The organism is Burkholderia puraquae, assembly GCF_002099195.1.
Classification (GTDB): Bacteria; Pseudomonadota; Gammaproteobacteria; order Burkholderiales; family Burkholderiaceae; genus Burkholderia; species Burkholderia puraquae.
On record NZ_NBYX01000044.1, the window covers coordinates 1 to 23198 of the forward strand.

26 protein-coding genes and 1 rRNA gene are annotated in these 23198 nt (G+C 63.9%); 12 read left to right on the plus strand and 15 right to left on the minus strand.

Annotated elements, in window-relative coordinates:
* The first annotated feature begins 62 nt into the window (after positions 1 to 62).
* The 4 genes from rrf (at position 63) to B7G54_RS37195 (ending at position 1675) form a co-directional block, all read left to right on the plus strand.
* Positions 63 to 175: ribosomal RNA gene (gene rrf / locus B7G54_RS37180) — 5S ribosomal RNA — on the plus strand.
* 250 nt (positions 176 to 425) lie between these two features.
* Entirely contained in the window at positions 426 to 830 is a 405-nt protein-coding gene (gene cueR, locus B7G54_RS37185; RefSeq protein ID WP_085043631.1) for a Cu(I)-responsive transcriptional regulator, read from the plus strand.
* 215 nt (positions 831 to 1045) lie between these two features.
* Positions 1046 to 1192: a DUF3563 family protein gene (locus B7G54_RS37190; RefSeq protein WP_006478295.1), complete on the plus strand. Its 147-nt coding sequence runs from the start codon at positions 1046 to 1048 to the stop codon at positions 1190 to 1192.
* Positions 1193 to 1306: 114 nt separating this feature from the next.
* Positions 1307 to 1675, plus strand: coding sequence for a hypothetical protein (locus B7G54_RS37195; protein ID WP_175130543.1), 369 nt, complete (start codon positions 1307 to 1309; stop codon positions 1673 to 1675).
* Positions 1676 to 1690: 15 nt separating this feature from the next.
* Here the strand turns inward: B7G54_RS37195 and B7G54_RS37200 are convergent, their stop codons facing one another.
* Together B7G54_RS37200 and B7G54_RS37205 are read right to left on the minus strand one after the other, a co-directional pair.
* Positions 1691 to 2536 (minus strand): 23S rRNA (adenine(2030)-N(6))-methyltransferase RlmJ, encoded by an 846-nt coding sequence (locus B7G54_RS37200; RefSeq protein WP_043188772.1) that lies wholly within the window; start codon positions 2534 to 2536, stop codon positions 1691 to 1693.
* A 111-nt stretch (positions 2537 to 2647) separates the two neighbouring features.
* Positions 2648 to 3619 (minus strand): potassium channel beta subunit family protein, encoded by a 972-nt coding sequence (locus B7G54_RS37205; RefSeq protein WP_085043632.1) that lies wholly within the window; start codon positions 3617 to 3619, stop codon positions 2648 to 2650.
* A 164-nt stretch (positions 3620 to 3783) separates the two neighbouring features.
* Between B7G54_RS37205 and B7G54_RS37210 the strand changes: the two genes are divergently transcribed.
* The gene (locus B7G54_RS37210) at positions 3784 to 4572 is read left to right on the plus strand and encodes a 3-hydroxybutyrate dehydrogenase (protein WP_085043633.1); all 789 of its coding nucleotides are present in this window, start codon (positions 3784 to 3786) and stop codon (positions 4570 to 4572) included.
* 149 nt (positions 4573 to 4721) lie between these two features.
* Here B7G54_RS37210 and B7G54_RS37215 read toward each other — a convergent pair whose 3' ends face one another.
* Complete coding sequence (locus B7G54_RS37215) at positions 4722 to 5921, minus strand: amino acid aminotransferase (protein ID WP_085043634.1); 1200 nt, start codon at positions 5919 to 5921, stop codon at positions 4722 to 4724.
* A gap of 266 nt (positions 5922 to 6187) precedes the next feature.
* Between B7G54_RS37215 and uvrB the strand changes: the two genes are divergently transcribed.
* The 5 genes from uvrB (at position 6188) to B7G54_RS37245 (ending at position 11739) form a co-directional block, all read left to right on the plus strand.
* Complete coding sequence (gene uvrB / locus B7G54_RS37225; RefSeq protein WP_085043635.1) at positions 6188 to 8278, plus strand: excinuclease ABC subunit UvrB; 2091 nt, start codon at positions 6188 to 6190, stop codon at positions 8276 to 8278.
* Between the two features lie 227 nt (positions 8279 to 8505).
* Complete coding sequence (locus tag B7G54_RS37230; RefSeq protein ID WP_059233631.1) at positions 8506 to 9057, plus strand: iron transporter; 552 nt, start codon at positions 8506 to 8508, stop codon at positions 9055 to 9057.
* Between the two features lie 54 nt (positions 9058 to 9111).
* A complete protein-coding gene (locus B7G54_RS37235) occupies positions 9112 to 9444 on the plus strand; it encodes a cupredoxin domain-containing protein (protein WP_034190351.1) in 333 nt (110 codons plus the stop codon).
* A 58-nt stretch (positions 9445 to 9502) separates the two neighbouring features.
* Entirely contained in the window at positions 9503 to 10345 is an 843-nt protein-coding gene (locus B7G54_RS37240) for an FTR1 family iron permease (RefSeq protein ID WP_085043636.1), read from the plus strand.
* Complete coding sequence (locus B7G54_RS37245; protein ID WP_085043637.1) at positions 10342 to 11739, plus strand: 4Fe-4S binding protein; 1398 nt, start codon at positions 10342 to 10344, stop codon at positions 11737 to 11739. The genes B7G54_RS37240 and B7G54_RS37245 overlap by 4 nt, the downstream gene beginning before the upstream one ends.
* A gap of 274 nt (positions 11740 to 12013) precedes the next feature.
* On the opposite strand, the gene hemP is transcribed toward B7G54_RS37245, so the two are convergent.
* The 3 genes from hemP to B7G54_RS37265 all read right to left on the minus strand — a co-directional run bounded on the left by hemP (position 12014) and on the right by B7G54_RS37265 (position 13852).
* The gene (gene hemP / locus B7G54_RS37255; RefSeq protein ID WP_085043639.1) at positions 12014 to 12259 is read right to left on the minus strand and encodes a hemin uptake protein HemP; all 246 of its coding nucleotides are present in this window, start codon (positions 12257 to 12259) and stop codon (positions 12014 to 12016) included.
* A gap of 138 nt (positions 12260 to 12397) precedes the next feature.
* Positions 12398 to 12880 carry an SRPBCC family protein gene (locus B7G54_RS37260; RefSeq protein WP_085043640.1) on the minus strand — a complete coding sequence of 161 codons (483 nt, stop codon included), beginning with the start codon at positions 12878 to 12880 and terminating at the stop codon, positions 12398 to 12400.
* Positions 12881 to 12979: 99 nt separating this feature from the next.
* The gene (locus B7G54_RS37265; protein ID WP_085043641.1) at positions 12980 to 13852 is read right to left on the minus strand and encodes a pirin family protein; all 873 of its coding nucleotides are present in this window, start codon (positions 13850 to 13852) and stop codon (positions 12980 to 12982) included.
* Positions 13853 to 13974: 122 nt separating this feature from the next.
* On the opposite strand from B7G54_RS37265, the gene B7G54_RS37270 reads away from it, so the two are divergent.
* A complete protein-coding gene (locus tag B7G54_RS37270) occupies positions 13975 to 14949 on the plus strand; it encodes a LysR family transcriptional regulator (RefSeq protein WP_011352658.1) in 975 nt (324 codons plus the stop codon).
* 398 nt (positions 14950 to 15347) lie between these two features.
* Here B7G54_RS37270 and B7G54_RS37275 read toward each other — a convergent pair whose 3' ends face one another.
* From B7G54_RS37275 to B7G54_RS37315, 9 genes are all read right to left on the minus strand, one after another.
* Positions 15348 to 15776 carry an ExbD/TolR family protein gene (locus B7G54_RS37275; RefSeq protein WP_043188746.1) on the minus strand — a complete coding sequence of 143 codons (429 nt, stop codon included), beginning with the start codon at positions 15774 to 15776 and terminating at the stop codon, positions 15348 to 15350.
* Between the two features lie 13 nt (positions 15777 to 15789).
* Positions 15790 to 16521, minus strand: coding sequence for a MotA/TolQ/ExbB proton channel family protein (locus B7G54_RS37280; RefSeq protein WP_085043642.1), 732 nt, complete (start codon positions 16519 to 16521; stop codon positions 15790 to 15792).
* Between the two features lie 36 nt (positions 16522 to 16557).
* Positions 16558 to 17289, minus strand: coding sequence for an energy transducer TonB (locus B7G54_RS37285; protein ID WP_085043643.1), 732 nt, complete (start codon positions 17287 to 17289; stop codon positions 16558 to 16560).
* A 218-nt stretch (positions 17290 to 17507) separates the two neighbouring features.
* Positions 17508 to 17744 carry a (2Fe-2S)-binding protein gene (locus B7G54_RS37290; RefSeq protein WP_039370093.1) on the minus strand — a complete coding sequence of 79 codons (237 nt, stop codon included), beginning with the start codon at positions 17742 to 17744 and terminating at the stop codon, positions 17508 to 17510.
* A gap of 150 nt (positions 17745 to 17894) precedes the next feature.
* Positions 17895 to 18755 carry a glutamate racemase gene (gene murI, locus B7G54_RS37295; RefSeq protein WP_085043644.1) on the minus strand — a complete coding sequence of 287 codons (861 nt, stop codon included), beginning with the start codon at positions 18753 to 18755 and terminating at the stop codon, positions 17895 to 17897.
* A gap of 41 nt (positions 18756 to 18796) precedes the next feature.
* A complete protein-coding gene (gene bfr / locus B7G54_RS37300; protein WP_011352652.1) occupies positions 18797 to 19273 on the minus strand; it encodes a bacterioferritin in 477 nt (158 codons plus the stop codon).
* Positions 19274 to 19467: 194 nt separating this feature from the next.
* Positions 19468 to 20991 carry a fumarate hydratase gene (locus tag B7G54_RS37305; RefSeq protein ID WP_069248436.1) on the minus strand — a complete coding sequence of 508 codons (1524 nt, stop codon included), beginning with the start codon at positions 20989 to 20991 and terminating at the stop codon, positions 19468 to 19470.
* Positions 20992 to 21025: 34 nt separating this feature from the next.
* Entirely contained in the window at positions 21026 to 21649 is a 624-nt protein-coding gene (locus tag B7G54_RS37310) for a TIGR00645 family protein (protein WP_085043645.1), read from the minus strand.
* Between the two features lie 113 nt (positions 21650 to 21762).
* A complete protein-coding gene (locus tag B7G54_RS37315; protein ID WP_011352649.1) occupies positions 21763 to 22656 on the minus strand; it encodes a DMT family transporter in 894 nt (297 codons plus the stop codon).
* 313 nt (positions 22657 to 22969) lie between these two features.
* On the opposite strand from B7G54_RS37315, the gene B7G54_RS37325 reads away from it, so the two are divergent.
* A partial coding sequence (locus B7G54_RS37325) for an acetyl-coenzyme A synthetase N-terminal domain-containing protein (RefSeq protein WP_279628108.1) occupies positions 22970 to 23198 on the plus strand: 229 nt, incomplete at its 3' end.

The following is a 23198-nucleotide window of genomic DNA, read 5'->3' on the forward strand; positions in this document are numbered from 1 at the left end:
CTCAAGATTACTGCTTCTTCCCAGATTGGTCGCGTTGCGAAGCAACGTGACAACCCTCTTTGCCTGATGACCATAGCGAGTCGGTCCCACCCCTTCCCATCCCGAACAGGACCGTGAAACGACTCTACGCCGATGATAGTGCGGATTCCCGTGTGAAAGTAGGTAATCGTCAGGCTACCTTAGCCAAGAACCCCCGCCCGAAAGGCGGGGGTTTTTGCATTGGCGCGACGAAAATGCGCGTGTGGTAGGGAAGAGGGCTCCATTCATCAGGTCTCCGCGGCTTGCACGCCAGATCACTCAGCTGCCATCCTGCAGTCAAGCCTTATCCCGGAACGAAACCAGGCGATTTGATACGATCGAAGTGCCGTCGGCGATCGCACTCGTCGACGTTGATGTTCGAAACCAGTTTGATGGAGAGGGCGGGAATGAATATCGGTGACGCGTCGCGCGAATCCGGAGTCAGCGCAAAAATGATCCGGTACTACGAACAGGTCGGCCTGCTGGCGCCGAGCAAGCGTACCGACGCCGGCTACCGGATCTACGGCGCGGATGAAATCCATATCCTGCGTTTCATCCGTCAGGCGCGGCGGCTTGGCTTTCTCGTCGAGGACATCCGCAAGCTGCTGATGCTCTGGCAAGACCGTTCTCGCGCGAGCGCCGAAGTGAAGTCGATTGCGCTTGAGCACGTGGCAGAACTCGACAAGCGCATCGCGGAGCTGAGCGATATGCGCGACACACTGGCCGATCTCGCGGCGCACTGTCATGGTGACGGGCGGCCCGAATGCCCGATTTTGGCGCGGTTGTCCGACCCCATCAGTGAACCAAATTAGTGCGCGTCCTCGGGATTCGAAACAACCCCCGATTTTATTTCCATAAAAATCAATGGGTTATGAAAGATTGACGGCCGGGCATTCCAAAATGGAATGGCTGCCATGCAAGTATTTCACTGGCATCTTGGTGCGGCATCGCTATAATTCGGGATAACCCTATACGGGAAATCCCTGAATACCGATTCACCAGGGGTCCCCCTTCCTTGGAGAATGTCATGATCGCCTACATCGTCGAAAAGCTGAGCAACTGGTTCGAATCCGCAGAACGTGAACGTCGTGAGGCTTACCTCGCCACGTCGTCGGATATCGTCCAGCTCGAGAGCCGCATCCGCTCGCTCGAAACCAACGGCTACTCGCTGTAATCGGAGTCACCGTCAGGTGCCACGTGGCACCGAACGATAAGCAAGCCCCGTATTGACGGGGCTTTGTTTTTTTGTGCGCCGGATCTGGCGCAATCGTCAGTGCAGCGCTATGGTATGCACCTGCTTTTCATCCTGAAGGACACGATCATGCGTTTGCGTCTCGATGTGCGTCGAAGTGCCCGCGCGCGTCTCGTTCTGGGCGCGGCGGTGCTTGTGCATGGGCTCGCGGCCGCTGCAGCGACGTCGTCCAAACCGCTGATTCTCGATACCCAACGCGGTATCCAGGATGGCAAGGGCGGGTTGGTGCTGCAGACGGCACCGTTGTCGTCCGAGCCGATCGTCGAGCCGGCAGGCATGCGGGCTCCGGCCGGACAGGCGCCGAACACGTCGGTCCCGCTGTTCGTTGCGCCGTATATCAATGTCCCCGCGTGGGGTGGACAGCCGGCGAACCAGCCAAGGTTTGCACCGAGACCTCAGCCGTAACGGCCAGTCGCCGCATCAGTTGCCGCGGTGCTCGATCTGGCAGCGGGCGCCACTATCCTGTCCCAGCATCTCGACCAGATAGGGCAGTGCCTCGTTCATGCTCTGGGCGAGCGTATACGGCGGATTCAGAATGAACATCCCGCTGCCGTAGAGACCCAGCCCGTCAGTCGGTGGATTCGACACTGTCAGTGTCAGGTGCAGCCAGTTGTTCGGTTGCAGGCGCTTTAACTGCTCGGGAAAGCGCTGCGATTCCGTCCGGGTCACTTGCGGGTACCAGATTGCATAGCAGCCCGTCGCGAAACGCTTCAGACACTCCGTCACGCAAGTCACCGTGCGCGCGTAATCCTTCTTGTCCTCGTAGGACGGATCGATCAGCACGAGTGCGCGTCGCGGCGGCGGTGGCAGCAGCGCCTTGACGCCTTCGAAGCCGTCGCCGGCGAAAATCATCGCGCGTCGCCCCGCATCACGGAAATTGTGGCGCAGCACGTCGATTTCCGTCGTGTGCATTTCGAACAGGCGCATGCGGTCCTGCTCGCGCATCGATCGCCATGCGATGTACGGGGAACCGGGGTAGAAGCGCAGTTCGCCGTCGTCGTTCAGCGCGCGGACTTCATCCACATAGTCGCCCAGTGCTTCCGGCAGGTTCTTTTCGTTCCACAGCCGGCCGATGCCGGTGTCGAATTCGGACGTCTTCGCCGCGTAGCCGTCACGCAGCGAGTACACGCCGGCACCCGCATGCGTGTCGATGTACCAGTAGGACTTGTCTTTCTTGTTCAGGTAGCGCAGCAGCTGGACGACGACGGCGTGCTTGAGCACGTCCGCGTGATTGCCTGCGTGAAAACCGTGACGATAACTGAGCATGGCGGGCTGCCTGAAACGAAAGGTGAATCGATGAAAGCGGTCGATCGTGCGCGGCCGTCGGGCCGGGCGTCGATGCGGCCGCGTATTGTACGCGAGTGGCCGTGAGTCGCCTTACTCGTATGCGTTGCCGACCACCTCCTCGATGCGTTGCTTCACATCCGGCGTCAGCTTCGCGACGGTGTCGAGTGCGCGCATGTTGTCGCCGATCTGCTCGATCCGCGATGCGCCAGTGATGACCGAACTCACGTGCGGATTCGCGAGTACCCACGCGATCGCGAGCTGGCCCGTGCTACAGCCGAGCTCGGCTGCGATTCCGCCGAGCCGTTCGACGATGTCGTTGGCGGCCTGATCGGTCAGGCGGTCGCGCATCCAGTCGTAACCCTGTAACTGCGCGCGGCTGCCGGGCGGCACGCCGTTACGGTACTTGCCGGTGAGCAGGCCCGATGCTAGCGGGCTCCAGGTCGTGAGGCCGAGACCGTAGTCGTCGTAGAGCCGCGCATATTCCTGTTCGACCCGCGTGCGGTGGAACAGGTTGTACTGCGGCTGCTCAACGACCGGCTTGTGCAGGTGATGCCGCTCGGCGATCTCGCACGCGGCACGGATCTCGTCGGCGCTCCATTCCGACGTGCCCCAGTACAGCGCCTTGCCGCGCACGATCATGTCGCTCATCGCCCAGACGGTTTCCTCGATCGGCGTGTTTGGATCGGGGCGATGGCAATAGACGAGGTCGACATAGTCGAGCTGCAGCCGGCGCAGCGAGCCGTCGATGGCGTTCAGCAGGTATTTCCGGTTCAGCGTGTGATACTGGTTCGGTGCTTCGGCGAGCCCCCAGAAGAACTTCGTGGACACGATATAGCTGATACGCGGCCAGTCGAGCGACTTGAGCGCGTGGCCCATGATTTCCTCGGATTTGCCGCCGGCGTAGACCTCGGCGTTGTCGAAGAAATTGACGCCTGCGTCGCGTGCCGCAGCCAGGCATTCGCGCGCGACCCGCTGGTCGACCTGGTTGCCGTACGTCACCCATGAGCCGAGCGAAAGCTCGCTGATCTGCAGGCCGGACCGGCCTAGCCGTCGATAGTGCATGCGAATCTCCTGCGTGACAGAACCGACCTTAAGCTTAGACGTTTTGTGCGCGAACGGCGGGGCCGATCGTGCACAATGACGGCTGGCCCGCCGGTACGATCGCGCGACGGTAGCGGATGCGGCGGGCGCTCGTTTTATCGATCCGACAACGGGAGGAGACGGACATGGCAGCAGATCTGAGCGGCAAGACCGCAGTCGTCACGGGCGCCGCGAGCGGCATCGGCAAGGAAATCGCACTCGAGCTCGCGAAGGCGGGCGCGGCCGTCGCGATCGCCGACCTGAACCAGGACGGCGCGAACGCCGTTGCCGACGAGATCGTCAAGGCGGGCGGCAAGGCGATCGGCGTCGCGATGGACGTGACGAACGAGGAAGCCGTGAACAGCGGTATCGACAAGGTGGCCGAAACGTTCGGCTCGGTCGACATCCTCGTGTCGAACGCGGGTATCCAGATCGTCAACCCGATCGAGAACTATTCGTTCTCCGACTGGAAGAAGATGCAGGCGATCCACGTCGACGGCGCGTTCCTGACGACCAAGGCCGCGCTCAAGCACATGTACAAGGACGATCGCGGCGGCGTCGTGATCTACATGGGTTCGGTGCACTCGCACGAAGCGTCGCCGCTGAAGTCGGCCTACGTCACGGCCAAGCACGGCCTGCTCGGTCTGGCCCGCGTGCTGGCGAAGGAAGGCGCGAAGCACAACGTGCGCTCGCACGTCGTGTGTCCGGGCTTCGTGCGCACGCCGCTGGTCGACAAGCAGATTCCGGAGCAGGCGAAGGAACTCGGGATCAGCGAAGAGGAAGTGGTGAAGAAGGTGATGCTCGGCAATACGGTCGACGGCGTGTTCACGACCGTGCAGGACGTCGCGCAGACGGTGTTGTTCCTGTCGGCCTTCCCGAGCGCCGCGCTCACGGGCCTGTCGTTCATCGTCAGCCACGGCTGGTTCATGCAGTAACGGGATCCGGCAAGGGAGGCCGCGACGCGCGCCGCTCGCGCAGAGCAGTCGCCGGCCGGGAAAGCGGAATAAAAAAAACGCGCTCCGGGGAGCGCGTTTTTTGTCTCGGCAGGGCGGGCCGGCGACGACTGCCGCCCGCTGACGCCGCGTTACTTCAGGACGGCTGCGACCGCATTGGCGACCGCGTCGAGGTTGCGCGTGTTCAGTGCGGCGACGCAGATCCGGCCCGTGCCGACCGCATAGATACCGAACTCGTCGCGCAGGCGATCGACTTGCGCCGAGGTCAGGCCCGAATACGAGAACATCCCGCGCTGTGCGTTGATGAAGCTGAAGTCGCGATCGACGCCGCTTGCCTTCAGGCGCTCGACGAGACCGTTGCGCATCGCGCGGATGCGATCGCGCATTTCACCGAGTTCCTGCACCCACGAAGCGTGCAGTTCCGGCGATGCGAGCACTGCTGCGACCACGGCACCGCCATGGGTCGGCGGGTTCGAGTAGTTCGTGCGGATCACGCGCTTCAGTTGCGACAGCACGCGCGTCGCTTCTTCCTTGCTCGACGTGATGATCGACAGTGCGCCGACGCGCTCGCCGTACAGCGAGAACGACTTCGAGAACGACGACGACACGAATGCGTTCAGGTCGGCTGCGGCAAACAGGCGCACGGCGGCAGCATCGGCCTCGATGTTTTCGCCGAAGCCCTGGTAGGCCATGTCGAGGAACGGCACGAGGTTGCGCGCCTTCACGACGTCGACGACCTGCTGCCATTGCGCTTCCGTCAGGTCCACGCCGGTCGGGTTGTGGCAGCACGCGTGCAGCACGACGACCGTGCCTGCCGCGTAGCCATTCAGTGCCGACAGCATGCCTTCGAAGTTCACGCCGTTGGTGGCAGCGTCGTAATACGGGTACGCAACGACTTCGAAGCCGGCTGCCTCGAACAGCGCGCGGTGGTTTTCCCAGCTCGGATCGCTGATCGCGACCTTCACGTTCGGGTTGACGGTGCGCAGGAAATCGGCGCCGATCTTCAACGCACCCGTGCCGCCCAGTGCCTGGGCCGTGACCACGCGACCTGCTGCGATCAGCGGCGAGTCGTTGCCGAGCAGCAGTTTCTGCACGGCTGCATCGTAGGCGGCGATCCCGTCGATCGGCAGGTAGCCGCGCGGCAGGCCGGCCTCGACACGCACCTTCTCGGCTTCACGAACCGCGCGCAGCAGCGGAATCTTGCCTTCTTCGTTCGTGTACACACCGACGCCGAGGTTGACCTTGGTCGGACGCGTATCGGCGTTGAAGGCTTCGTTCAGGCCCAGGATCGGGTCGCGGGGAGCAAGCTGGACAGCGGAGAAGAGCGACATGATGATTCGGCAGTAGTGAAAAGAGGGTCAGGCTTTCAACGGGCGGGGCGGGCGCGGGGCGGACCGCGCGCCGGGCAGGCACGACGCCGGAAAGCGCAGCAGCCTGATATTGTAGCGAATTCGCGCAGGCGGGGGCGGCGTTTCGGCGGCGAAATTCGGCCGGGAATTGCGATTTCGGACGGCCGTCGCGCGTCAGGAGCCGACAGCAGTTCGCGAGGCCGCGAAGCGCTAGAATGCTTTCTTTGCCCTCGCTCCGGCCGCATTCCATGTCCGAACACCATGCCGAAACCGGCGACGCGCTCGACGAATCGAAATTCGTGACCTTCGAAGGGTCGCCGTTCCAGTTGTATCAACCGTATCCGCCCGCAGGCGACCAGCCGACCGCGATCGAGACGCTCGTCGAAGGGGTCGAGGACGGGCTCTCGTTCCAGACGCTGCTCGGTGTGACGGGCTCGGGCAAGACCTTCACGATGGCCAATACGATCGCGCGGCTCGGCCGCCCGGCGATCGTGTTCGCGCCGAACAAGACGCTCGCCGCGCAGCTCTACTCGGAATTCCGCGAGTTCTTCCCGCGTAACGCGGTCGAGTACTTCGTCTCGTACTACGACTATTACCAGCCTGAAGCGTACGTGCCGCAGCGCGACCTGTTCATCGAAAAGGACTCGTCGATCAACGAGCACATCGAGCAGATGCGGCTGTCGGCGACGAAGAGCCTGATGGAGCGCCGCGACGTCGTGATCGTCGCGACGGTGTCGGCGATCTACGGTATCGGCAACCCGTCCGAATACCACCAGATGATCCTGACGCTGCGCGCGGGCGACAAGCTTGGCCAGCGCGACGTGATCGCGCGGCTGATCGCGATGCAGTACACGCGCAACGACCAGGATTTCCAGCGCGGCACGTTCCGTGTGCGCGGCGACACGATCGACATCTTCCCGGCCGAACACGCGGAGCTGGCCGTGCGCGTCGAGTTGTTCGACGACGAGGTGGAGACGCTGCACCTGTTCGACCCGCTGACGGGGCGCGTGCGGCAGAAGATTCCGCGCTTCACCGTGTATCCGTCGTCACATTACGTGACGCCGCGCGACACCGTGATGCGCGCGGTCGAGACGATCAAGGATGAACTGCGCGAGCGGCTCGAGTTCTTTCATGGCGACGGCAAGCTCGTCGAGGCGCAGCGCCTCGAGCAGCGCACGCGCTTCGATCTCGAGATGCTGCAGGAGCTCGGCTTCTGCAAGGGCATCGAGAACTACTCGCGGCATTTCTCGGGCGCGGCGCCCGGCGATCCGCCGCCGACCCTCGTCGACTACCTGCCGCCCGATGCGCTGATGCTGCTCGATGAGTCGCACGTGCTGATCGGCCAGCTGAACGGCATGTACAACGGCGACCGCGCGCGCAAGGAAAACCTCGTCAACTACGGCTTCCGGCTGCCGTCGGCGCTGGACAACCGGCCGCTCAAGTTCCCCGAGTTCGAACGCAAGATGCGCCAGGTCGTGTTCGTATCGGCCACGCCGGCCGATTACGAGAAGCGCGTGACGGGGCAGATCGCGGAACAGGTCGTGCGGCCGACCGGGCTCGTCGATCCGGAAATCGAAGTGCGGCCGGCGAGTTCGCAGGTCGACGACGTGTTGGCCGAGATCAACGCGCGCGTGAAGGCCGGGGAGCGCGTGCTGATCACCGTGCTGACGAAGCGGATGGCCGAGCAGCTCACCGAGTTTCTCGCCGATCACGGGGTCAAGGTGCGTTACCTGCACAGCGACATCGACACGGTCGAGCGCGTCGAGATCATCCGCGACCTGCGGCTCGGCACGTTCGACGTGCTGGTCGGTATCAACCTGCTGCGGGAAGGGCTCGACATTCCCGAGGTGTCGCTCGTCGCGATACTCGACGCGGACAAGGAAGGCTTCCTGCGCGCGGAGCGCTCGCTGATCCAGACGATCGGCCGCGCGGCGCGGAACGTGAACGGCAAGGCGATCCTCTACGCGGACAACATGACCGAGTCGATGAAGCGCGCGATCGGCGAGACGGAGCGGCGCCGCGCAAAGCAGATCGCGCACAACGAGCGGATGGGCATCACGCCACGCGGCGTGGTGAAGCGCATCAAGGACATCATCGACGGCGTCTACAACGCCGATGAGGCTCGTGCGGAGCTGAAGGAAGCGCAGCAGCGCGCGAAATTCGAGGACATGTCGGAAAAGCAGCTCGCCAAGGAAATCAAGCGCCTCGAGAAGCAGATGGCCGACTACGCGAAGAACCTCGAGTTCGAGAAGGCCGCCGCGACCCGCGATCAGCTCGCTTTGCTGCGCGAACGCGTGTTCGGCGCGAACGTCGGCGACCACATCAGCGGCGGCCGGTAATTCTGTCCAAACGTCACCGAATCCTTTTGGTAACCAGCCTGTAAGCCTTGTCGGATCAGGGGTTTACACGGATCTTCGTTTGTTCCGAAACGGGTTCGGTGCTAAACTCCATGATTATTGAGAATTGTTCGCATTAACGTTCTTCGTCGCGTTAGTGTTTCCAGCGGGTGGCCCCGGCGGCGGCCCGCGTGTCGTCAAGATAGTCAGACAAATAACAAGGAGTGTCCATGTTGGGTTCTTCGTTTATCCGCACGACGGTTGCGGTAGCGGCGGCGCTTGCCGCGATGTCGGCCTCGGCTGCCGAATATCCGATCGGCAAGCAGCAGATCCAGGGCGGCATGGAAATCGGCGCGGTGTACCTGCAGCCGATCACGATGGACCCGGAAGGGATGATGCGCAAGGCGTCGGATTCCGATATCCACCTCGAGGCCGACATCCATGCCGTCAAGAACAACCCGACGGGTTTCGCGGAAGGCGACTGGATGCCGTACCTGCAGGTCACGTACAAGCTGACGAAGCAGGGCGACACGAAGTGGAAGGCTGAAGGCGACCTGATGGGCATGGTCGCGAGCGACGGCCCGCACTACGGCGACAACGTGAAGCTGAACGGCCCGGGCAAGTATCACCTGACGATGGTCGTCAAGCCGCCGATGCAGTCGGGCCACATGGCATTCGGCCGCCACATCGACAAGGAAACGGGCGTCGGCGCGTGGTTCAAGCCCGTCACGCTCGAATACGACTTCCCGTTCGCCGGCATCGGCAAGAAGGGCGGTTACTGACCGGTGGATCACGAACGGCGCGCTTCGGCGCGCCGTCGGCGTAGAGAACCCAGAATGAAAATTCCCCAGAAAATCGTTGCCGCAGCCGCGGCGCTGTGGCTTGCCGGCGCGGCGCACGCAGCCGACCTGCCGACGTTCAAGCTCGAAATGACGGACGGCAAGCTGAATCCCGCCCGCATCGAAGTGCCGGCCGGCCAGCGCTTCAAGATCGAGATCAAGAACACCGGCAAGGGCGCCGCCGAATTCGAGAGCGTGCAGTTGCGCAAGGAGAAGGTGCTCGCACCGGGCGCCGATTCGTTCGTGGTCGTCGCTCCGTTGTCGCCGGGCGAATACAAGTTTTTCGACGATTTCCACCAGCAGGCACAGGGCGTGATCGTCGCGAAGTAACGCGTTTTATCCGCGTGCGGGCGCACAAGTCCCTTGCCCCGCGCGTCAGGAGGTATCGATGGGTCAGATCTTGTTCATCGTCTGGCGGGAGAGCGTCGAAGCGCTGCTCGTCGTCGGCATTCTCTATGCATGGCTGAAAAACGGCGACGACGACGCGCGCCGCGGCCTGCCTTTCCTGTGGGCCGGCGTCGGTGTCGGTTTGTTGATGGCCGTGGGCCTCGGCGCCGCGCTGGTCGGTTTCACCGAAGTGCTGTCCGGCGACGCGCAGGACTACTTCCAGACTGCCATGGTGCTGATCGCATGCGTGCTGATCGTGCAGATGGTGCTGTGGATGCGCAGGCACGGCCGCACGCTGAAGCGCGACATGGAGCAATCGCTGCAACAGAGCACGCGCGATTCGAACTGGTGGGGCGTCGCGGTGCTGGTCGCGCTTGCGATCGCGCGCGAAGGCAGCGAGACGGTGATCTTCCTGTACGGCCTCGGTTTCGGCCAGTCGGGCCACGTCGACGGCAGCCAGATGCTCGCGGTCTTGATCGGCCTCGGCCTCGCGTTCTTGACGTTCTATCTGCTGCAGCTCGGCGGCAAGTACTTCTCGTGGCGGCATTTCTTCCGCGTCACCGAAGTGATGCTGCTGTTCCTCGGCGCGGGACTGTTCCAGACCGGCGTCGACAAGCTGATCGACAAGGAAATCCTGCCGCTCGGCATTTCGCAGGTGTGGGACACGTCCGCGATCCTCGATGATTCGGGCACGTTCGGTTCGCTCATCGCGACGCTGACCGGCTATCGTGCGCACCCGGCACTGACCAACCTGGTTGCCTACGCGGTGTACTGGGCGGTGGTCTGGCTGCTGATGAAGCGTGCGAGCCGTCGTCCGGCCGTCGCGGCAGGTCGCGCGGCATGAGCGTTGTCGCCGCAGCCAAGCCGGGCTGGCTCGCGCAGGCCGGCCAGTGGATGCAGCGCCACGGTGCGCTGATCCGCGGCATCCAGTGGATCGTTGTCGTCGTCTATGCGTTCCTGATCATCGTGCCGGCGGTGTTGCCGCTGCCGGACGATTCCGCGCACCTGTGGAGCAATCTCACGCTGATCGCGCAGTTCACGTTCTGGGGCATCTGGTGGCCGTTCGTGCTGCTGTCGATGGTGATGCTCGGCCGTGTCTGGTGCGGCGTGCTGTGCCCGGAAGGTGCGCTTACCGAATACGCGAGCAAGTTCGGTCGCGGCGGCCCGATTCCGCGCTGGATACGGTGGGGCGGCTGGCCGTTCGTCGCGTTCGGGCTCACGACGATCTACGGGCAAATGGTGAGCGTGTACCAGTACCCGCTCGCGGTGCTGTTCGTGCTCGGTGGCTCGACCGTCGGTGCGATCGTGATCGGCGTGCTGTACGGCCGCGAGAAGCGCGTGTGGTGCAAGTACCTGTGCCCGGTCAACGGGGTGTTCGGGCTGCTCGCGCGGCTCGCGCCGATGCGCTACAAGGTCGACGAGGATGCGTGGCGCCGTTCGTACAAGAACGGCGAGCATGGCCATCGCGTGATTCCGATCAACTGCGCACCGCTCGTGCCGTTGCGCAGCATGAAGGGTGCGGCGGCGTGCCATATGTGCGGCCGCTGCAGCGGGCACCGCGACGCGATCTCGCTGTCGTTGCGCTCGCCGTCCGACGAAGTCGTGAACCTCGGTGCGCATCAGGCGAACCCGTGGGACACCGCGCTGATCCTGTACGGGCTGCTCGGCGTCGCGATCGGTGCGTTCCACTGGACCGTCAGCCCATGGTTCGTACAGATCAAGCAATGGCTCGCGGGCTGGCTGATCGACCATGACATCACGTGGCCGCTCGAAACGAATGCGCCGTGGTTCCTGCTCACGCATTATCCGGATCGCAACGACGTGTTCTCGTGGCTCGACGGCGGGCTGGTCGTCAGCTATATCGTCGGCACGGGGCTTGTGTACGGCACGGCACTGCTGGTGCTGCTGGCCGGCGCCACGCTGATGCTCGGCCGCTTCGATCGCGTGCGGCTGCATCATCTCGCGCAGGCGTTGATCCCGATCGCGGGAGCGGGCGTGTTCCTTGGCTTGTCGGCCACGACGCTGTCGTTGCTGCGTGCAGAGCATGTGCCGCTCGGCTGGGCGACCGATGTGCGCATCGCGATCCTGATCGGCGCCAACGCATGGAGTGCATGGCTCGCGTGGAAAGTGACGGGGCGCTATGCGGCCTGGCCACGCCGGCTTGCGGCATTCGCGTGGTTCGCCGCCGGGCTTGCCGTCATCGACAGCGCATGGTGGTTGATGTTCTGGGGGTTCTGAAACGGCTCGCGGGCCGCGTCGGCGGTCACGCATCGACGCGGTAACGAACGTGGTCGGCATGCTTCGCGCATTGGCCGCCCAAACAAAAAAGCGACACGTCTTTCGACGTGTCGCTTTTTTTCTTCCTTGTGCGAGAACCAAAAAAAGTGGCTTGGCTTGCTGCAACGGCTGCTTGAGTGTGTCTGCACGAAGGGGTCTAGATCTCGCGTGCAAGCCGTTACGCTGGCTACTGCCCAACACCTCTCAGGGAGGTGGTCCCCACAATACTCTGTCGTTACTTCGTCAGGATCAGTTTGCCGAGCCGTGTGGCGCGCAACTGATAGGTTTCTCCGTTATGCGCGATGCTGACGTGGCTTTGGCCTTGCAGCAGCGCATCGCTGCTGACGACCCGCGTGCCTGCATCGCGGTTGCCGACGGGTTTCGCCGGCGTGGTGACCGCTGCCGTCTTCTGACGGCTGCTGCCTGTGGTGCCGGTCGTGCGGCGCAAGGTCAGCGTGGTCGGGCGCATGGTGTCGGTCATTCGGTTGATCGGTGACTGTCGATACGATGGAATGAATTCTAAATGATAACTATTCCCATTTACAAAAACTCTTTATCGATCGAGATTCAGGATCTAATAGCTTGAGTCTAATGGGCGGCCCGCAGGCCGCCGCCGGGCTCAGTGCAGCGGATCGGGGGCCTTGCGGCCCTGTGCGTACTCGCGGATCAGGCGGACCGTGTCGATATCCGACGTGCGGTACGCTTCCTTGACGATCCCGTGAGTCTGACGCGCGTCTTCGCTGTCGTCGGTGACGACCAGCGTCGTGCGGTATTCGAAACGCAGGAACAGCTCGTGATCGTCGCGCTCCTCGATCGTCATCGTCAGCGAGCCGCCGATCTCGCCATCGGCCGCGAGGATGTCGTAGCGGACCTGCTGATTCGGCGTGAACGTGACGCGGTCGCGCACGGTCGCGTGACCGTAGTGCAGTTCGCGTTCGAGCGTCGTGTCCGTCCGTTCGCGGACGACGCAGCTGTCGAGGCCAAGCACGAACAGTTGCGGCTGCTCGGCGCGCAGCACGAGGCCTTCCCAGAGCTGGTCTCGGGTAAGGGTCGGCACGGCCGGATCGTCGGAATTGATCTGGATCAGATGTTCGAAGTTCAAGGGGACGGGTTCCTTCTGGTGGCGGGCGGCCACGTGGTTCAAGAAGTTATTGTGACGCAAAACGGGCGGTTTCGCGGCACGTGCACGCCCATCCATGCGTCATGCTTCGATCCGGCCCATGCGACCTGTCTGGTAGTCGACGACCGCCTGCCGGATCTCTTCCTCGGTATTCATCACGAACGGACCGTAGCGGACGATCGGCTCGTTGAGCGGTACGCCGCCGATCAGCAGCAGGTCGAGCGGCGTGTCGCCGGCAGCGAACGTGACCGTGTCGCCGTCGTCGCAGTACACGACCATGTGCCGTGCGTCTACCGCCTGCCTGGCGGGCCCGTAGAGGCCCGTTCCGTCGATCGGATAGGCGAACACACGATAGCCTGCCGGGACGGACTGCGTGACCGTTGCGCCGGGCTCCAGCGTGAAATGCTGGTAGAGGATCGGCGTGCGCGTCTCGATCGCCGCCCGGACGCCGAACGCTTCGCCGGCGATGACGCGCACGCGTGCGCGGCCGTCCGGCGACGTCGCGGTCGGGATGCGGGCGGCCGGGATCTCCTGGTAGCGCGGTGCGATCAGCTTGTCGCGGCGCGGCAGGTTGACCCACAGCTGGAAGCCGTGGGAGCGGCCGCCTGCCTGTGCGAATTCCGGATCCGGCATCTCGCTGTGCACGACGCCGGCGCCCGCCGTCATCCATTGCACATCGCCCGGGCCGAGCGTGCCGGCATGGCCGGACGAGTCGCGATGGCGGAAACGCCCGTCGAGCGCGTAGGTCACGGTCTCGAAGCCGCGATGCGGATGATCGGGGGCGCCCTTGGCTTCGCCGGGCGCGTAGTCGACGGGGCCCATTTCGTCGAGCAGCAGGAACGGATCGAAATCCATCAGCAGCCGGGTCGGGAACGGGCGGTGAACCACGAAGCCGCCGCCTTCGGTCGTGCGAAGCGCGGGGTACGTGCGGTCAAGCGAGCGAGCGGTCGTCATGCGAATTCCCTCGAAATGATCGGAATAGCGTCATTTTTGAAACATAGCGCTATTATATTGGGCGTTTTCCCGTTCGATTTGCGATGGTTCGCAATGGATTGTTCTGAAATTGGAACGATGAGATGAATATCGATGCACATAACCTGAACGACCTCATGTACTTTTCGCAGGTCGTCGAACATGGCGGTTTCTCGGCCGCGGAGCGCGTGCTGGGCATCTCGAAATCGCGCCTGTCGCGGCGCCTCACCGAACTCGAGGCGGCGCTCGGCGTGCGTCTGCTGCAGCGTTCCACACGCAAGCTCGCGCTGACCGAGGCGGGGGAGCTGTTCTACCAGCATTGCCAGGCGATGCTGGCCGAAGCGCAGGCGGCGATGAACGCGGTCCAGCAGTTGCGTTCGTCGCCGCGTGGCTCGGTGCGCGTCAGCGTGCCCGTGACGCTGTCGCAGACGATGCTCTCGCGCATCCTGCCCGAATTCCTGCGCCGCTATCCCGAAGTGAAGGTGCACGTCCGCGTGACGAATCGCGTGATCGACCTGTTCGAGGATTCGATCGACGTCGCGCTGCGCGTGCGCTCGGAGCCGCCGCAGAACGCGAACATCGTCGTGCGGCCGTTGTGGCGCACCGAGCAGATGCTGGTCGGCGCACCGAGCCTGCTGAGCCAGAATGCGCCGCCGCTGGTGCCGGACGACCTGAGCGGATTCGAAACGCTCGATACGCCGAGCGTCGACGGGCGGCACGTGTTCAACCTGATCGCGCCAGACGGTACGCGACACGTGCACGAGCACGACCCGCGGCTCGTGACGGCCGACTTGATGACGATCCGTGAAGCCGTGCTCGATGGCCTCGGCATCGCGGCACTGCCGGAGATGATGTATGGCAACGCGCTGCGTGCGGGGCAACTGTCGCCGGTGATGCCGGGCTGGACGCTGCCGGTGCCGCAACTGTACGCGGTGTTCGTGTCGCGGCAGGGGATGCCGCCCGCGGTGCGTGCGTTCGTCGACTATCTGGTCGAGAAGCTCGATCACGGCGCGTACAAGGATCCGGGGTGCCCGGAGCGTGCGAAGAAGGAAGCGGCGGCCGATGTTTCGGCGACCTGAACACGACGCGCACGGCGAGGCAAATTTGTTTTGTCATTGAAGCGTCGCCTGCAATCGCAAGTTTCAATCGCCGGAACCTTGAATGCGCGTGCGTGCGAGCCTATATTGAAATCCCATTTCGTGAAGGAAGTTCTGAGCGAAATCAGGTGGCCGCATATATTGCGAGCCAGATAGGGCAGAACGCGCAGTCCGTGCAGACCACGGCAGAGTCGCATTTGCGTTGCTCGAGGCGCAACCGATACCGCCAAAGAGCCCGCCGCCCGAAGGCGCCCGCGTGCGCATGAAAAAAGGCCTTCATCTGGCGATGAAGGCCTTTTACTTTGTGTACGGCCGGTTAGGTACGGCCGGTTAGGTACGGCCGGCAAGGTGCAGCCGGCGAGCACCTGGTTGCGCGTGCGTTACTTCGCTTTCGCGGTCGGCTCCGTCACGAAACCTAGCTTGGTCAGGCCGCCTGCCTGCGCATCCGACATCACTTCGGCGACGTGTTCGTAGGCGACCTTGCGGTCCGCTCGCAGGTGCAACTCCGGCTGCGGCGTGTGTTTTGCCGCTTCCGCGATGCGCGCCTGCAATTGTTCACGCGTGACCGTGTGGTCGTCCCACAGGATCGTGCCGTCGCCCTGGATCGCGACGTCGACCGTCTGCGGCTTTTCGTCGACGGGCTGGCTGCTGGCGTGCGGCAGGTCGATCTTCACCGCATGCTGCATCGCCGGGATCGTCACGAGGAAAATGATCAGGAGTACGAGCATGACGTCGACGAGCGGCGTCATGTTGATCTCGCTCATTACGGCGTCGTCGTCATCGTCGCTGAAACCGGTGTTCATTGCCATGGTTCACCCCGCTTCAGCTGGCGCGCGTCGCGAGACGCAGGCCATCGCGCGTCGACGACGACGCGAGGCTCGCGCCCGTCACGAAATACGCGTGCAGGCCGTGCGCGAAGCGGCGCAGCTTGCTGACGACACCCTTGTTCGCGCGGGTCAGTGCGTTGTAGCCGAGCACCGCGGGGATCGCGACGAACAGGCCGAAGGCGGTCATGATCAGCGATTCGCCGACCGGGCCCGCGACCTGGTCGATCGACGTCTGGCCGGATGCGCCGATTGCGAGCAGTGCGTGGTAGATCCCCCAGACCGTACCGAACAGGCCGACGAACGGCGCCGTGCTGCCGATCGACGCGAGGATCGCGAGACCGCTCTGCATGCGCGAGATGCCTTCGTCCATCGTGTCCTTCAGGCAGCGCGTGACCCAGTCCGATACGTCCATGCGGTCATGCAGGTGCGGTTGCGTCTGGTGGTGGTGATCGGCGGCTTCCTTGCCCGACAGCGCGAGCGCGAGGAACGGGTTGTCGTTCGGCGTCGAGGCGGCGAGCCCGAGCTTCTTGACGCCGTCGTCGAAGTTGTCCGAATGCCAGAATGCCTGTTCGGCGTTCTTCGTCAGGCGGTTCAGACGGATCACGTTCCAGCCCTTGATGACGATCACGATCCACGACAGGACCGACATCACGAGCAGCGTGATCGCGATGGCGCGCGTGACGAAATCACCTTGCGCCCAGACGTGCGCGATACCGTAGCTTTGCATTTTCTTGTTTCCTTTGAATCTACCGAATATGACGGGTTAGTCGTCGAGCGTGAAGTTGAATGGCAGCGTATGGGCGGCGCGGATCGCCTGGCCGTTCTCGATATACGGCGGACAGGTGCTGGCGCGCGTTGCCTCGAGCGCGGCTTCGTCGAGACGCGGGTAGCCGCTGCTCTTCTGCAGCTGGACGCTTTCGATCTTACCCGTCACGCCGATGATGAAGTGAACATAGGCCGTGCCCGTTTCGCCGCGACGACGCGACATCGACGGATAGGTGGGCTGCACGAAATTGCAGGTGAGCGCCGATACGTTCTTCGGCGCGCTGACCTGCATCGTCTCGCGAGCCGGGCCGGGTGCGGCAGCCGGCGCAGCAGGGGCCGGCGCGGCGGGCGCCGGTGTCGGATCGACCGCTGCCGGTGCGGGCGTCGGCGATGGTGCTTGCGCGACCGGCTGAGGCGTCGGGATCGCTTTCTGCACCGGCTTCGGCTCGACCTTCGGCTTCACGCGCGGGGTGGGCTTGGGCGGCGCAGGCTGCTGCGCGGCCGACTGAACCGCGACCGGCTGGGCAACGGGTGCAGGCGGAATGAGCTGCGCGGTGATCGACTGAACCTCGATCTCCTTCGGAGGCGGCGGCGCGTTGCGATGGAGCCAGGCGGCCGTCAGCATGATCGCATGTGCGGCAAGCACACCGACCGCGACGACGATCACTCGGGGATTCATACGTGGTGCAGCCGGCATGGTGCCGGCGGGAGCGAGATGCGAAGCCTGCATGTTAGCTTGAAAGAACGATGTCGCACCCGGGGCGCGGCGGGTGAATCGGCATCACTTGCGGAAGATCAGCAGCGAGATGCAAACGGTGGTCACAAATCCGATCAGCAATTCCATGACAGGCTCCTTGGCAGGTAAGCCGCTGGCTCGCGCAGACGGTGGCTTGCTGACGGTCAAAACAAAAAATGCGGCCTGGGCCGCATGCGCACACTCGGCGCCGGTCAGGCCGCCTTGCGTTCGTAGAACGTGACCGGGATCGGGTGAGCGTGATGCTCGACACCGCACCGGCTTGCGCAGACGCCCTGCTCGGCCATGAGGTCGCGTACGGACTCCTCGCACTTGCCGCAGCACGTGGCCACGCCGAGTTCGAACTGGAGTTCATCGAAAGAGTTGACGCCCTCGGCGAGGGACGCGCGAATCTTGCGATCGGAAACAGACTTGCACACGCAGACGATCATGATGAGTTGCGATAGCTAACGTTAATGCGAATTATTATCATTAATTTTGCGGACGTTGACAAGCCTGGGTCGGGCTTTTTTTAAGGTCATCAGACCCCTGAAGAGACGGGGATGTGGAGCGGTACGCGCAAGAGGGCGTGCCGGCCCGTATCAGGCGGTCGCGCAGGCGCGCGCGTTCGGCGAGGAAATGGTGACGGATTCGACCGGCGCATCGAGGCCGAGCAGCGTCGATGCGAGGGTGCGCAGTTGCAGGCCGTCGCTCGTCGAGCAGAAGCGGGGCGGCGCGGGTTGCGTGCCGGCCGGTGCGCGCAGGTTGCGTTCGTCGAGCACCCGCATGAGCTGGCGTGCGATCGCGTCGCTGGTGTCGACGATCGTCAGGCGGTCGCCCACAAGGTCACGAATCGTTTCTGTGAAGAACGGGTAGTGCGTGCAGCCGAGTACCAGCGTATCGGCGCCGTCGTCGAGCATCGGTTGCAGGTAGCTGTCGAGCAACGCGCGCAATGCGGGCGAGTTCGTGTCACCGCGCTCGATGGCCTCGACGAGCCCGTGGCCGGGCTGGCAGATGAAGCGGCGGCCGGCGCCGTAGCGGTCGAGCAGCGCCTGGAAGCGCGGGCTGTTCAGTGTCGACTGCGTGGAGAGGACACCTGCGACGCCGCTCGCGGACGCGGCAGCGGCCGGCTTGATGCCCGGCTCCACGCCGACGAGCGGCATCGACAGGTGTTCGCGGATCGTGGCGATCGCGCGTGCGGTCGCGGTGTTGCAGGCGATGACGAGCGCTTTCGCCCCTTCGCGGGCCAGCCACTCGCCGATTGCCAGCGTGCGTTCCGTAATGAACGCCTCATCGCGCGGACCATACGGCGCATGGTGCGAATCAGCGACGTAGATGAGCGATTCGTCGGGGAGCTGCGCGCGCACGGCGCGCAGCACCGACAGGCCGCCCAGCCCGGAATCGAAGATGCCGATGGGGGCGACGGCCGAGGCCGTTGCTGCGGTAACGGAAAGTGTCGACATGAACGGGCGGGAGAGGCAATAGCGGGAAGGGCGGAGCCAGCTTACTCCGGCGAACCCATCATCGTCTGTTGGTAGTTCTGCAGGCCGACCTTGCCGATCAGGTCGATCTGCGTTTCCAGCCAGTCGATGTGCTCTTCGGTGTCGTCGAGGATCTTTTCGAAGATCTCGCGCGACACATAGTCACGAACCGATTCGCAATAGGCGATCGCTTCCTTGCAGGTGGACTGCGAGATCTGCTCGAGCTTCAGGTCGCACTTCAGGATCTCTTCGGTTTCCTCGCCGACGAGCAGCTTGTGCAGGTCCTGCAGGTTCGGCAGGCCGTCGAGCATGAAGACGCGCTCGATCAGCCAGTCGGCGTGCTTCATTTCGCCGATCGACTCGTCGTACTCGTGCTTGCCGAGCTTCTCGAGACCCCAGTGCTTGTACATGCGCGCATGCAGGAAGTACTGGTTGATCGCCGTGAGCTCATTCTTCAACTGGGCGTTCAGGTATTCGATGACTTTCTTGTCGCCTTGCATGGCTTGTTCCTTGTTCAGTGGGGCTTCAGAAACCGAACGATAATCGCTCGAACGCGAAAAGCCAAGCCTCAAAGCCTTGCCGGGCCTGCCTTTTGCGTGTAATGAGAATCAGCCTCGCAATACCGGCCACACACAATAGTGAGAATGAGAAGTAAAAAGGCCGGACTCCCGTCCGGCCTTTCGTTCGATCGCGCTTAAGCGGCTGCGACCGGGATCTTGCCGATCTTCGCCTGCCACTCCTTCGGACCGGTCTGGTGCACCGACGTGCCCGACGAATCGACAGCAACTGTTACAGGCATGTCCTGCACGTCGAACTCGTAGATCGCTTCCATGCCGAGGTCTTCGAATGCGAGCACCTTCGCGCCGCGGATCGCCTTCGACACGAGGTAAGCCGCACCGCCGACCGCCATCAGGTAGGCCGCCTTGTGCTTCTTGATCGCGTCGATTGCGACCGGGCCGCGCTCGGCCTTGCCGACCATCGAGATCAGGCCGGTTTGCGCGAGCATCGTCTCGGTGAACTTGTCCATGCGCGTGGCCGTCGTCGGGCCTGCTGGGCCGACCACTTCGTCGCGGACCGGGTCGACCGGGCCGACGTAGTAGATCACGCGGTTGGTGAAGTCGACCGGCAGCTTCTCGCCCTTCGCGAGCATGTCGGCGATGCGCTTGTGCGCAGCGTCGCGGCCGGTGAGCATCTTGCCCGACAGCAGCAGCGTCTGGCCCGGCGTCCAGCTCGCGACTTCCTCCGGCGTCAGCGTGTTCAGGTCGACGCGCTTGCTGGTTTCGGTATTCGGTTCCCAGTTGACCTTCGGCCACGCGTCGAGCGACGGTGCTTCAAGCTTGGCCGGGCCCGAGCCGTCGAGCACGAAGTGCGCGTGGCGCGTGGCTGCGCAGTTCGGGATCAGCGCGACCGGCTTCGATGCCGCGTGCGTCGGTGCCGCCATGATCTTCACGTCGAGCACCGTTGCCAGGCCGCCGAGGCCCTGCGCGCCGATGCCGAGCGCGTTGACCTTCTCGTGCAGCTCGACGCGCAGTTCCTCGACCCAGTCCTTCGGGCCGCGCGCGATGATTTCCTGGATGTCGATCGGCTCCATCAGCGATTCCTTCGCCATCAGCATCGCCTTCTCGGCCGTGCCGCCGATGCCGATCCCCAGCATGCCGGGCGGGCACCAGCCCGCGCCCATCGTCGGGACCGTCTTCAGCACCCAGTCGACGATCGAGTCGGACGGGTTCAGCATCACGAACTTCGACTTGTTCTCCGAGCCGCCGCCCTTGGCCGCGACCTGCACGTCGACCTTGTCGCCCGGCACGATCTCGTAGTGGATCACGGCCGGCGTGTTGTCCTTCGTGTTCTTGCGGGCGCCTTCCGGCGGATTGACGATCGATGCGCGCAGCACGTTGTCCGGGTGCGTGTAACCGCGGCGCACGCCTTCGTTGATCATGTCGGTGAGGCCCATCGTCGCGCCGTCCCAGCGCACGTCCATGCCGACCTTCACGAAGATCGTGACGATGCCGGTGTCCTGGCAGATCGGGCGTTTGCCTTCCGCGCACATGCGGCTGTTCGTGAGGATCTGCGCGATCGCATCCTTCGCGGCCGGGCTTTCTTCCAGTTCGTACGCGCGGCCGAGGGCCTGGATGTAATCGAGCGGATGGTAGTAGCTGATGTACTGCAGCGAATCCGCGATGCTCTGGATCAGGTCTTCCTGTTTGATGACGGTCATGGCTGAGACTCTGTGGGGACAGTGGGGAATGCGTTTATGCGTTGACGGCCGCTTCGGCCGGCTTGCGGGACTCGTTCGCTGCAGGCGCGTGCGTCTCGTGGGCGTGCGTTTCGTGGAAATGGGCCGGGTGCGTGTGCGTCGTCAGGCGGTCGACCCACGCCATCACGAGCGCCGACACCAGGAACGACACGTGGATGATCACCTGCCACATGATCGCGTGCATCGTGTGCTGGTCGGGGTTGATGAACGTCTTCAGCAGGTGGATCGACGAAATGCTGATCAGCGCCATCGACAGCTTGACCTTCAGCACGCCCGCGTTCACGTGGTCGAGCCACTCGGGCTCGTCGGGGTGGCCCTCGATGCCGAGGCGCGATACGAACGTTTCGTAACCGCCGACGATCACCATGATCAGCAGGTTCGAGATCATCACCACGTCGATCAGGCCGAGCACCGCGAGCATCACGCTGATTTCGTCGAGGCTGGTCGCATGCGACAGCAGGTGCCAGACCTCCTTCAGGAACAGGAACACGTAGACGGCCTGCGCAACGATCAGGCCGAGGTAGAGCGGAACCTGGAGCCAGCGGCTCATGAAAATCAGCGCGGGAAGCGGGCGAAGCGGGCGACGGGCGGGGCGGCCGGGCGAATGCGGGGCAGACATGGTGGAAAGTCGGGCGCGGTGCGCAGGTATCGGGGGTAATCTTGAAAAGGCGCGCTATTGTAACGCGTCGGCCGGCGCGACTGCAGTGACGCGCCGGCATTGCCAGGGACGGATCAGGAGGCGGCAGCCGGCACGCGTTTCACGCGCAGGCTGGCCAGCACGATGCCCGTGACGACGCACGCGAGCGCGATGCCGTGTGCGAGCGTCGGGCGTTCGCCGAGGAACGCGATGCCGTAGGCGGCCGCGGCGACCGGCAGCACCGCGCTGAACACGCCGGCGAGGCTGCCCGGCACGTGCCGGATGCCTTTCATCCACAGCCAGAACGAGAAGATGCTGGCCGACAGGCCGTACCAGACGACGAGCGCCCAGGTGCCGGCCGGCACGCTCGCGTAATCGAAATGCCACATGGCCGTCGCGCCTAGCGGCAGCATCAGGCACAGGCCGAACAGGTGCGTGTACGCGCAGATGTCGATCGGCGCGAGCGTCTGCGTGAGGCGGCGCGACAGGATCACGTAGATCGATTCGCAGCACACCGCGCCGAGGATCAGCAGGTTGCCGGTCAGCGAGGACGCGCCGTGCCCGGCCGCGCTGCCGTTCGCGAGGTTGATCGTCACGACGCCGGCGATCGCGAGCGCGATCGACACGAGCGCACGGCCGTTCGGTTTTTCACGCAGGATCAGCCACGCGAACAGCGCGACGATTGCGGGGATCGTGCTGGTGATCACGCCGGCTGCGACCGCGCTCGTGCGCTGCACGCCGTTCAGCATCAGCAGCGTGAACATGAAGGTGCCGAAGAACGCCTGCAGGAACAGGTTCAGCCATTCGCCGCGCTTGACCGTGCGCATCTTCACCGGGCTGAACAGCGGCCACAGCACGGCGATCGCAATCACGAAGCGCAGCGTGGCGAGGATGGCGACGGGAACGAAGACGACGATCGATTTGCCGATACCGACATTGCTGCCGACGAACAGCATCGACAGAACGAGAAAGAAAGCGTAGCGATTCAAGCTGGAATCCGGAAGGCGAGTTCAGTTAGGATTGTAGGGTCGCGCTCGTTACAGCGTAAAGCTACGAGCGCCGCCCGGCGGGCGAAACGGCCGTGCCGCGTAAGTGACGGGTAAGTTGGAGCGCTTATTGTGGAAACTGTCGGGTCGCCCGGTCGCCATCGCGCGACGTGGTGCGGCGCAGCATCGCGCAGCAGCCTTCGGGGCGTGCGCGGGTGGTGGGTAGGAGACAGCGGCGCGCTTGCGCCGGCCAAGACGCGCGGCGCGCACGATCGCGCCGCCATGCAGAGGATTCATGTTCACCAAGGGGTAGTCGATGTCTGCGATTGAATCGGTTCTTCACGAAACCCGTCAGTTCGCGCCGCCCGCGGCGCTCGAGAAGGCGGCCACCATTTCCGGCATGCCGGCCTATCGTGCGCTCGCCGCCGAGGCCGAGCAGGATTACGAAGGCTTCTGGGCGCGTCTCGCGCGCGAGGGCCTCGCGTGGCACAAGCCGTTCTCCAAGGTGCTCGACGAGAGCAACGCGCCGTTCTACAAGTGGTTCG

What these genes read in the sequence shown, in the direction of transcription:
- B7G54_RS37265 (WP_085043641.1), bottom strand. Translation starts at nt 13,852, where the DNA reads ATGACGACCGCTCGCTCGCTTGACCGCACGTACCCCGCGCTTCGCACG.
- B7G54_RS37305 (WP_069248436.1), bottom strand. Translation starts at nt 20,991, where the DNA reads ATGACCGTCATCAAACAGGAAGACCTGATCCAGAGCATCGCGGATTCG.
- cueR (WP_085043631.1), top strand. Translation starts at nt 426, where the DNA reads ATGAATATCGGTGACGCGTCGCGCGAATCCGGAGTCAGCGCAAAAATG.
- B7G54_RS37215 (WP_085043634.1), bottom strand. Translation starts at nt 5,921, where the DNA reads ATGTCGCTCTTCTCCGCTGTCCAGCTTGCTCCCCGCGACCCGATCCTG.
- B7G54_RS37235 (WP_034190351.1), top strand. Translation starts at nt 9,112, where the DNA reads ATGAAAATTCCCCAGAAAATCGTTGCCGCAGCCGCGGCGCTGTGGCTT.
- bfr (WP_011352652.1), bottom strand. Translation starts at nt 19,273, where the DNA reads ATGCAAGGCGACAAGAAAGTCATCGAATACCTGAACGCCCAGTTGAAG.
- B7G54_RS37240 (WP_085043636.1), top strand. Translation starts at nt 9,503, where the DNA reads ATGGGTCAGATCTTGTTCATCGTCTGGCGGGAGAGCGTCGAAGCGCTG.
- B7G54_RS37280 (WP_085043642.1), bottom strand. Translation starts at nt 16,521, where the DNA reads ATGCAAAGCTACGGTATCGCGCACGTCTGGGCGCAAGGTGATTTCGTC.
- B7G54_RS37210 (WP_085043633.1), top strand. Translation starts at nt 3,784, where the DNA reads ATGGCAGCAGATCTGAGCGGCAAGACCGCAGTCGTCACGGGCGCCGCG.
- B7G54_RS37195 (WP_175130543.1), top strand. Translation starts at nt 1,307, where the DNA reads ATGCACCTGCTTTTCATCCTGAAGGACACGATCATGCGTTTGCGTCTC.
- B7G54_RS37310 (WP_085043645.1), bottom strand. Translation starts at nt 21,649, where the DNA reads ATGTCTGCCCCGCATTCGCCCGGCCGCCCCGCCCGTCGCCCGCTTCGC.
- uvrB (WP_085043635.1), top strand. Translation starts at nt 6,188, where the DNA reads ATGTCCGAACACCATGCCGAAACCGGCGACGCGCTCGACGAATCGAAA.
- B7G54_RS37230 (WP_059233631.1), top strand. Translation starts at nt 8,506, where the DNA reads ATGTTGGGTTCTTCGTTTATCCGCACGACGGTTGCGGTAGCGGCGGCG.
- B7G54_RS37245 (WP_085043637.1), top strand. Translation starts at nt 10,342, where the DNA reads ATGAGCGTTGTCGCCGCAGCCAAGCCGGGCTGGCTCGCGCAGGCCGGC.
- B7G54_RS37270 (WP_011352658.1), top strand. Translation starts at nt 13,975, where the DNA reads ATGAATATCGATGCACATAACCTGAACGACCTCATGTACTTTTCGCAG.
- murI (WP_085043644.1), bottom strand. Translation starts at nt 18,755, where the DNA reads ATGTCGACACTTTCCGTTACCGCAGCAACGGCCTCGGCCGTCGCCCCC.
- B7G54_RS37290 (WP_039370093.1), bottom strand. Translation starts at nt 17,744, where the DNA reads ATGATCGTCTGCGTGTGCAAGTCTGTTTCCGATCGCAAGATTCGCGCG.
- B7G54_RS37190 (WP_006478295.1), top strand. Translation starts at nt 1,046, where the DNA reads ATGATCGCCTACATCGTCGAAAAGCTGAGCAACTGGTTCGAATCCGCA.
- B7G54_RS37200 (WP_043188772.1), bottom strand. Translation starts at nt 2,536, where the DNA reads ATGCTCAGTTATCGTCACGGTTTTCACGCAGGCAATCACGCGGACGTG.
- B7G54_RS37275 (WP_043188746.1), bottom strand. Translation starts at nt 15,776, where the DNA reads ATGGCAATGAACACCGGTTTCAGCGACGATGACGACGACGCCGTAATG.
- hemP (WP_085043639.1), bottom strand. Translation starts at nt 12,259, where the DNA reads ATGACCGACACCATGCGCCCGACCACGCTGACCTTGCGCCGCACGACC.
- B7G54_RS37285 (WP_085043643.1), bottom strand. Translation starts at nt 17,289, where the DNA reads ATGCAGGCTTCGCATCTCGCTCCCGCCGGCACCATGCCGGCTGCACCA.
- B7G54_RS37205 (WP_085043632.1), bottom strand. Translation starts at nt 3,619, where the DNA reads ATGCACTATCGACGGCTAGGCCGGTCCGGCCTGCAGATCAGCGAGCTT.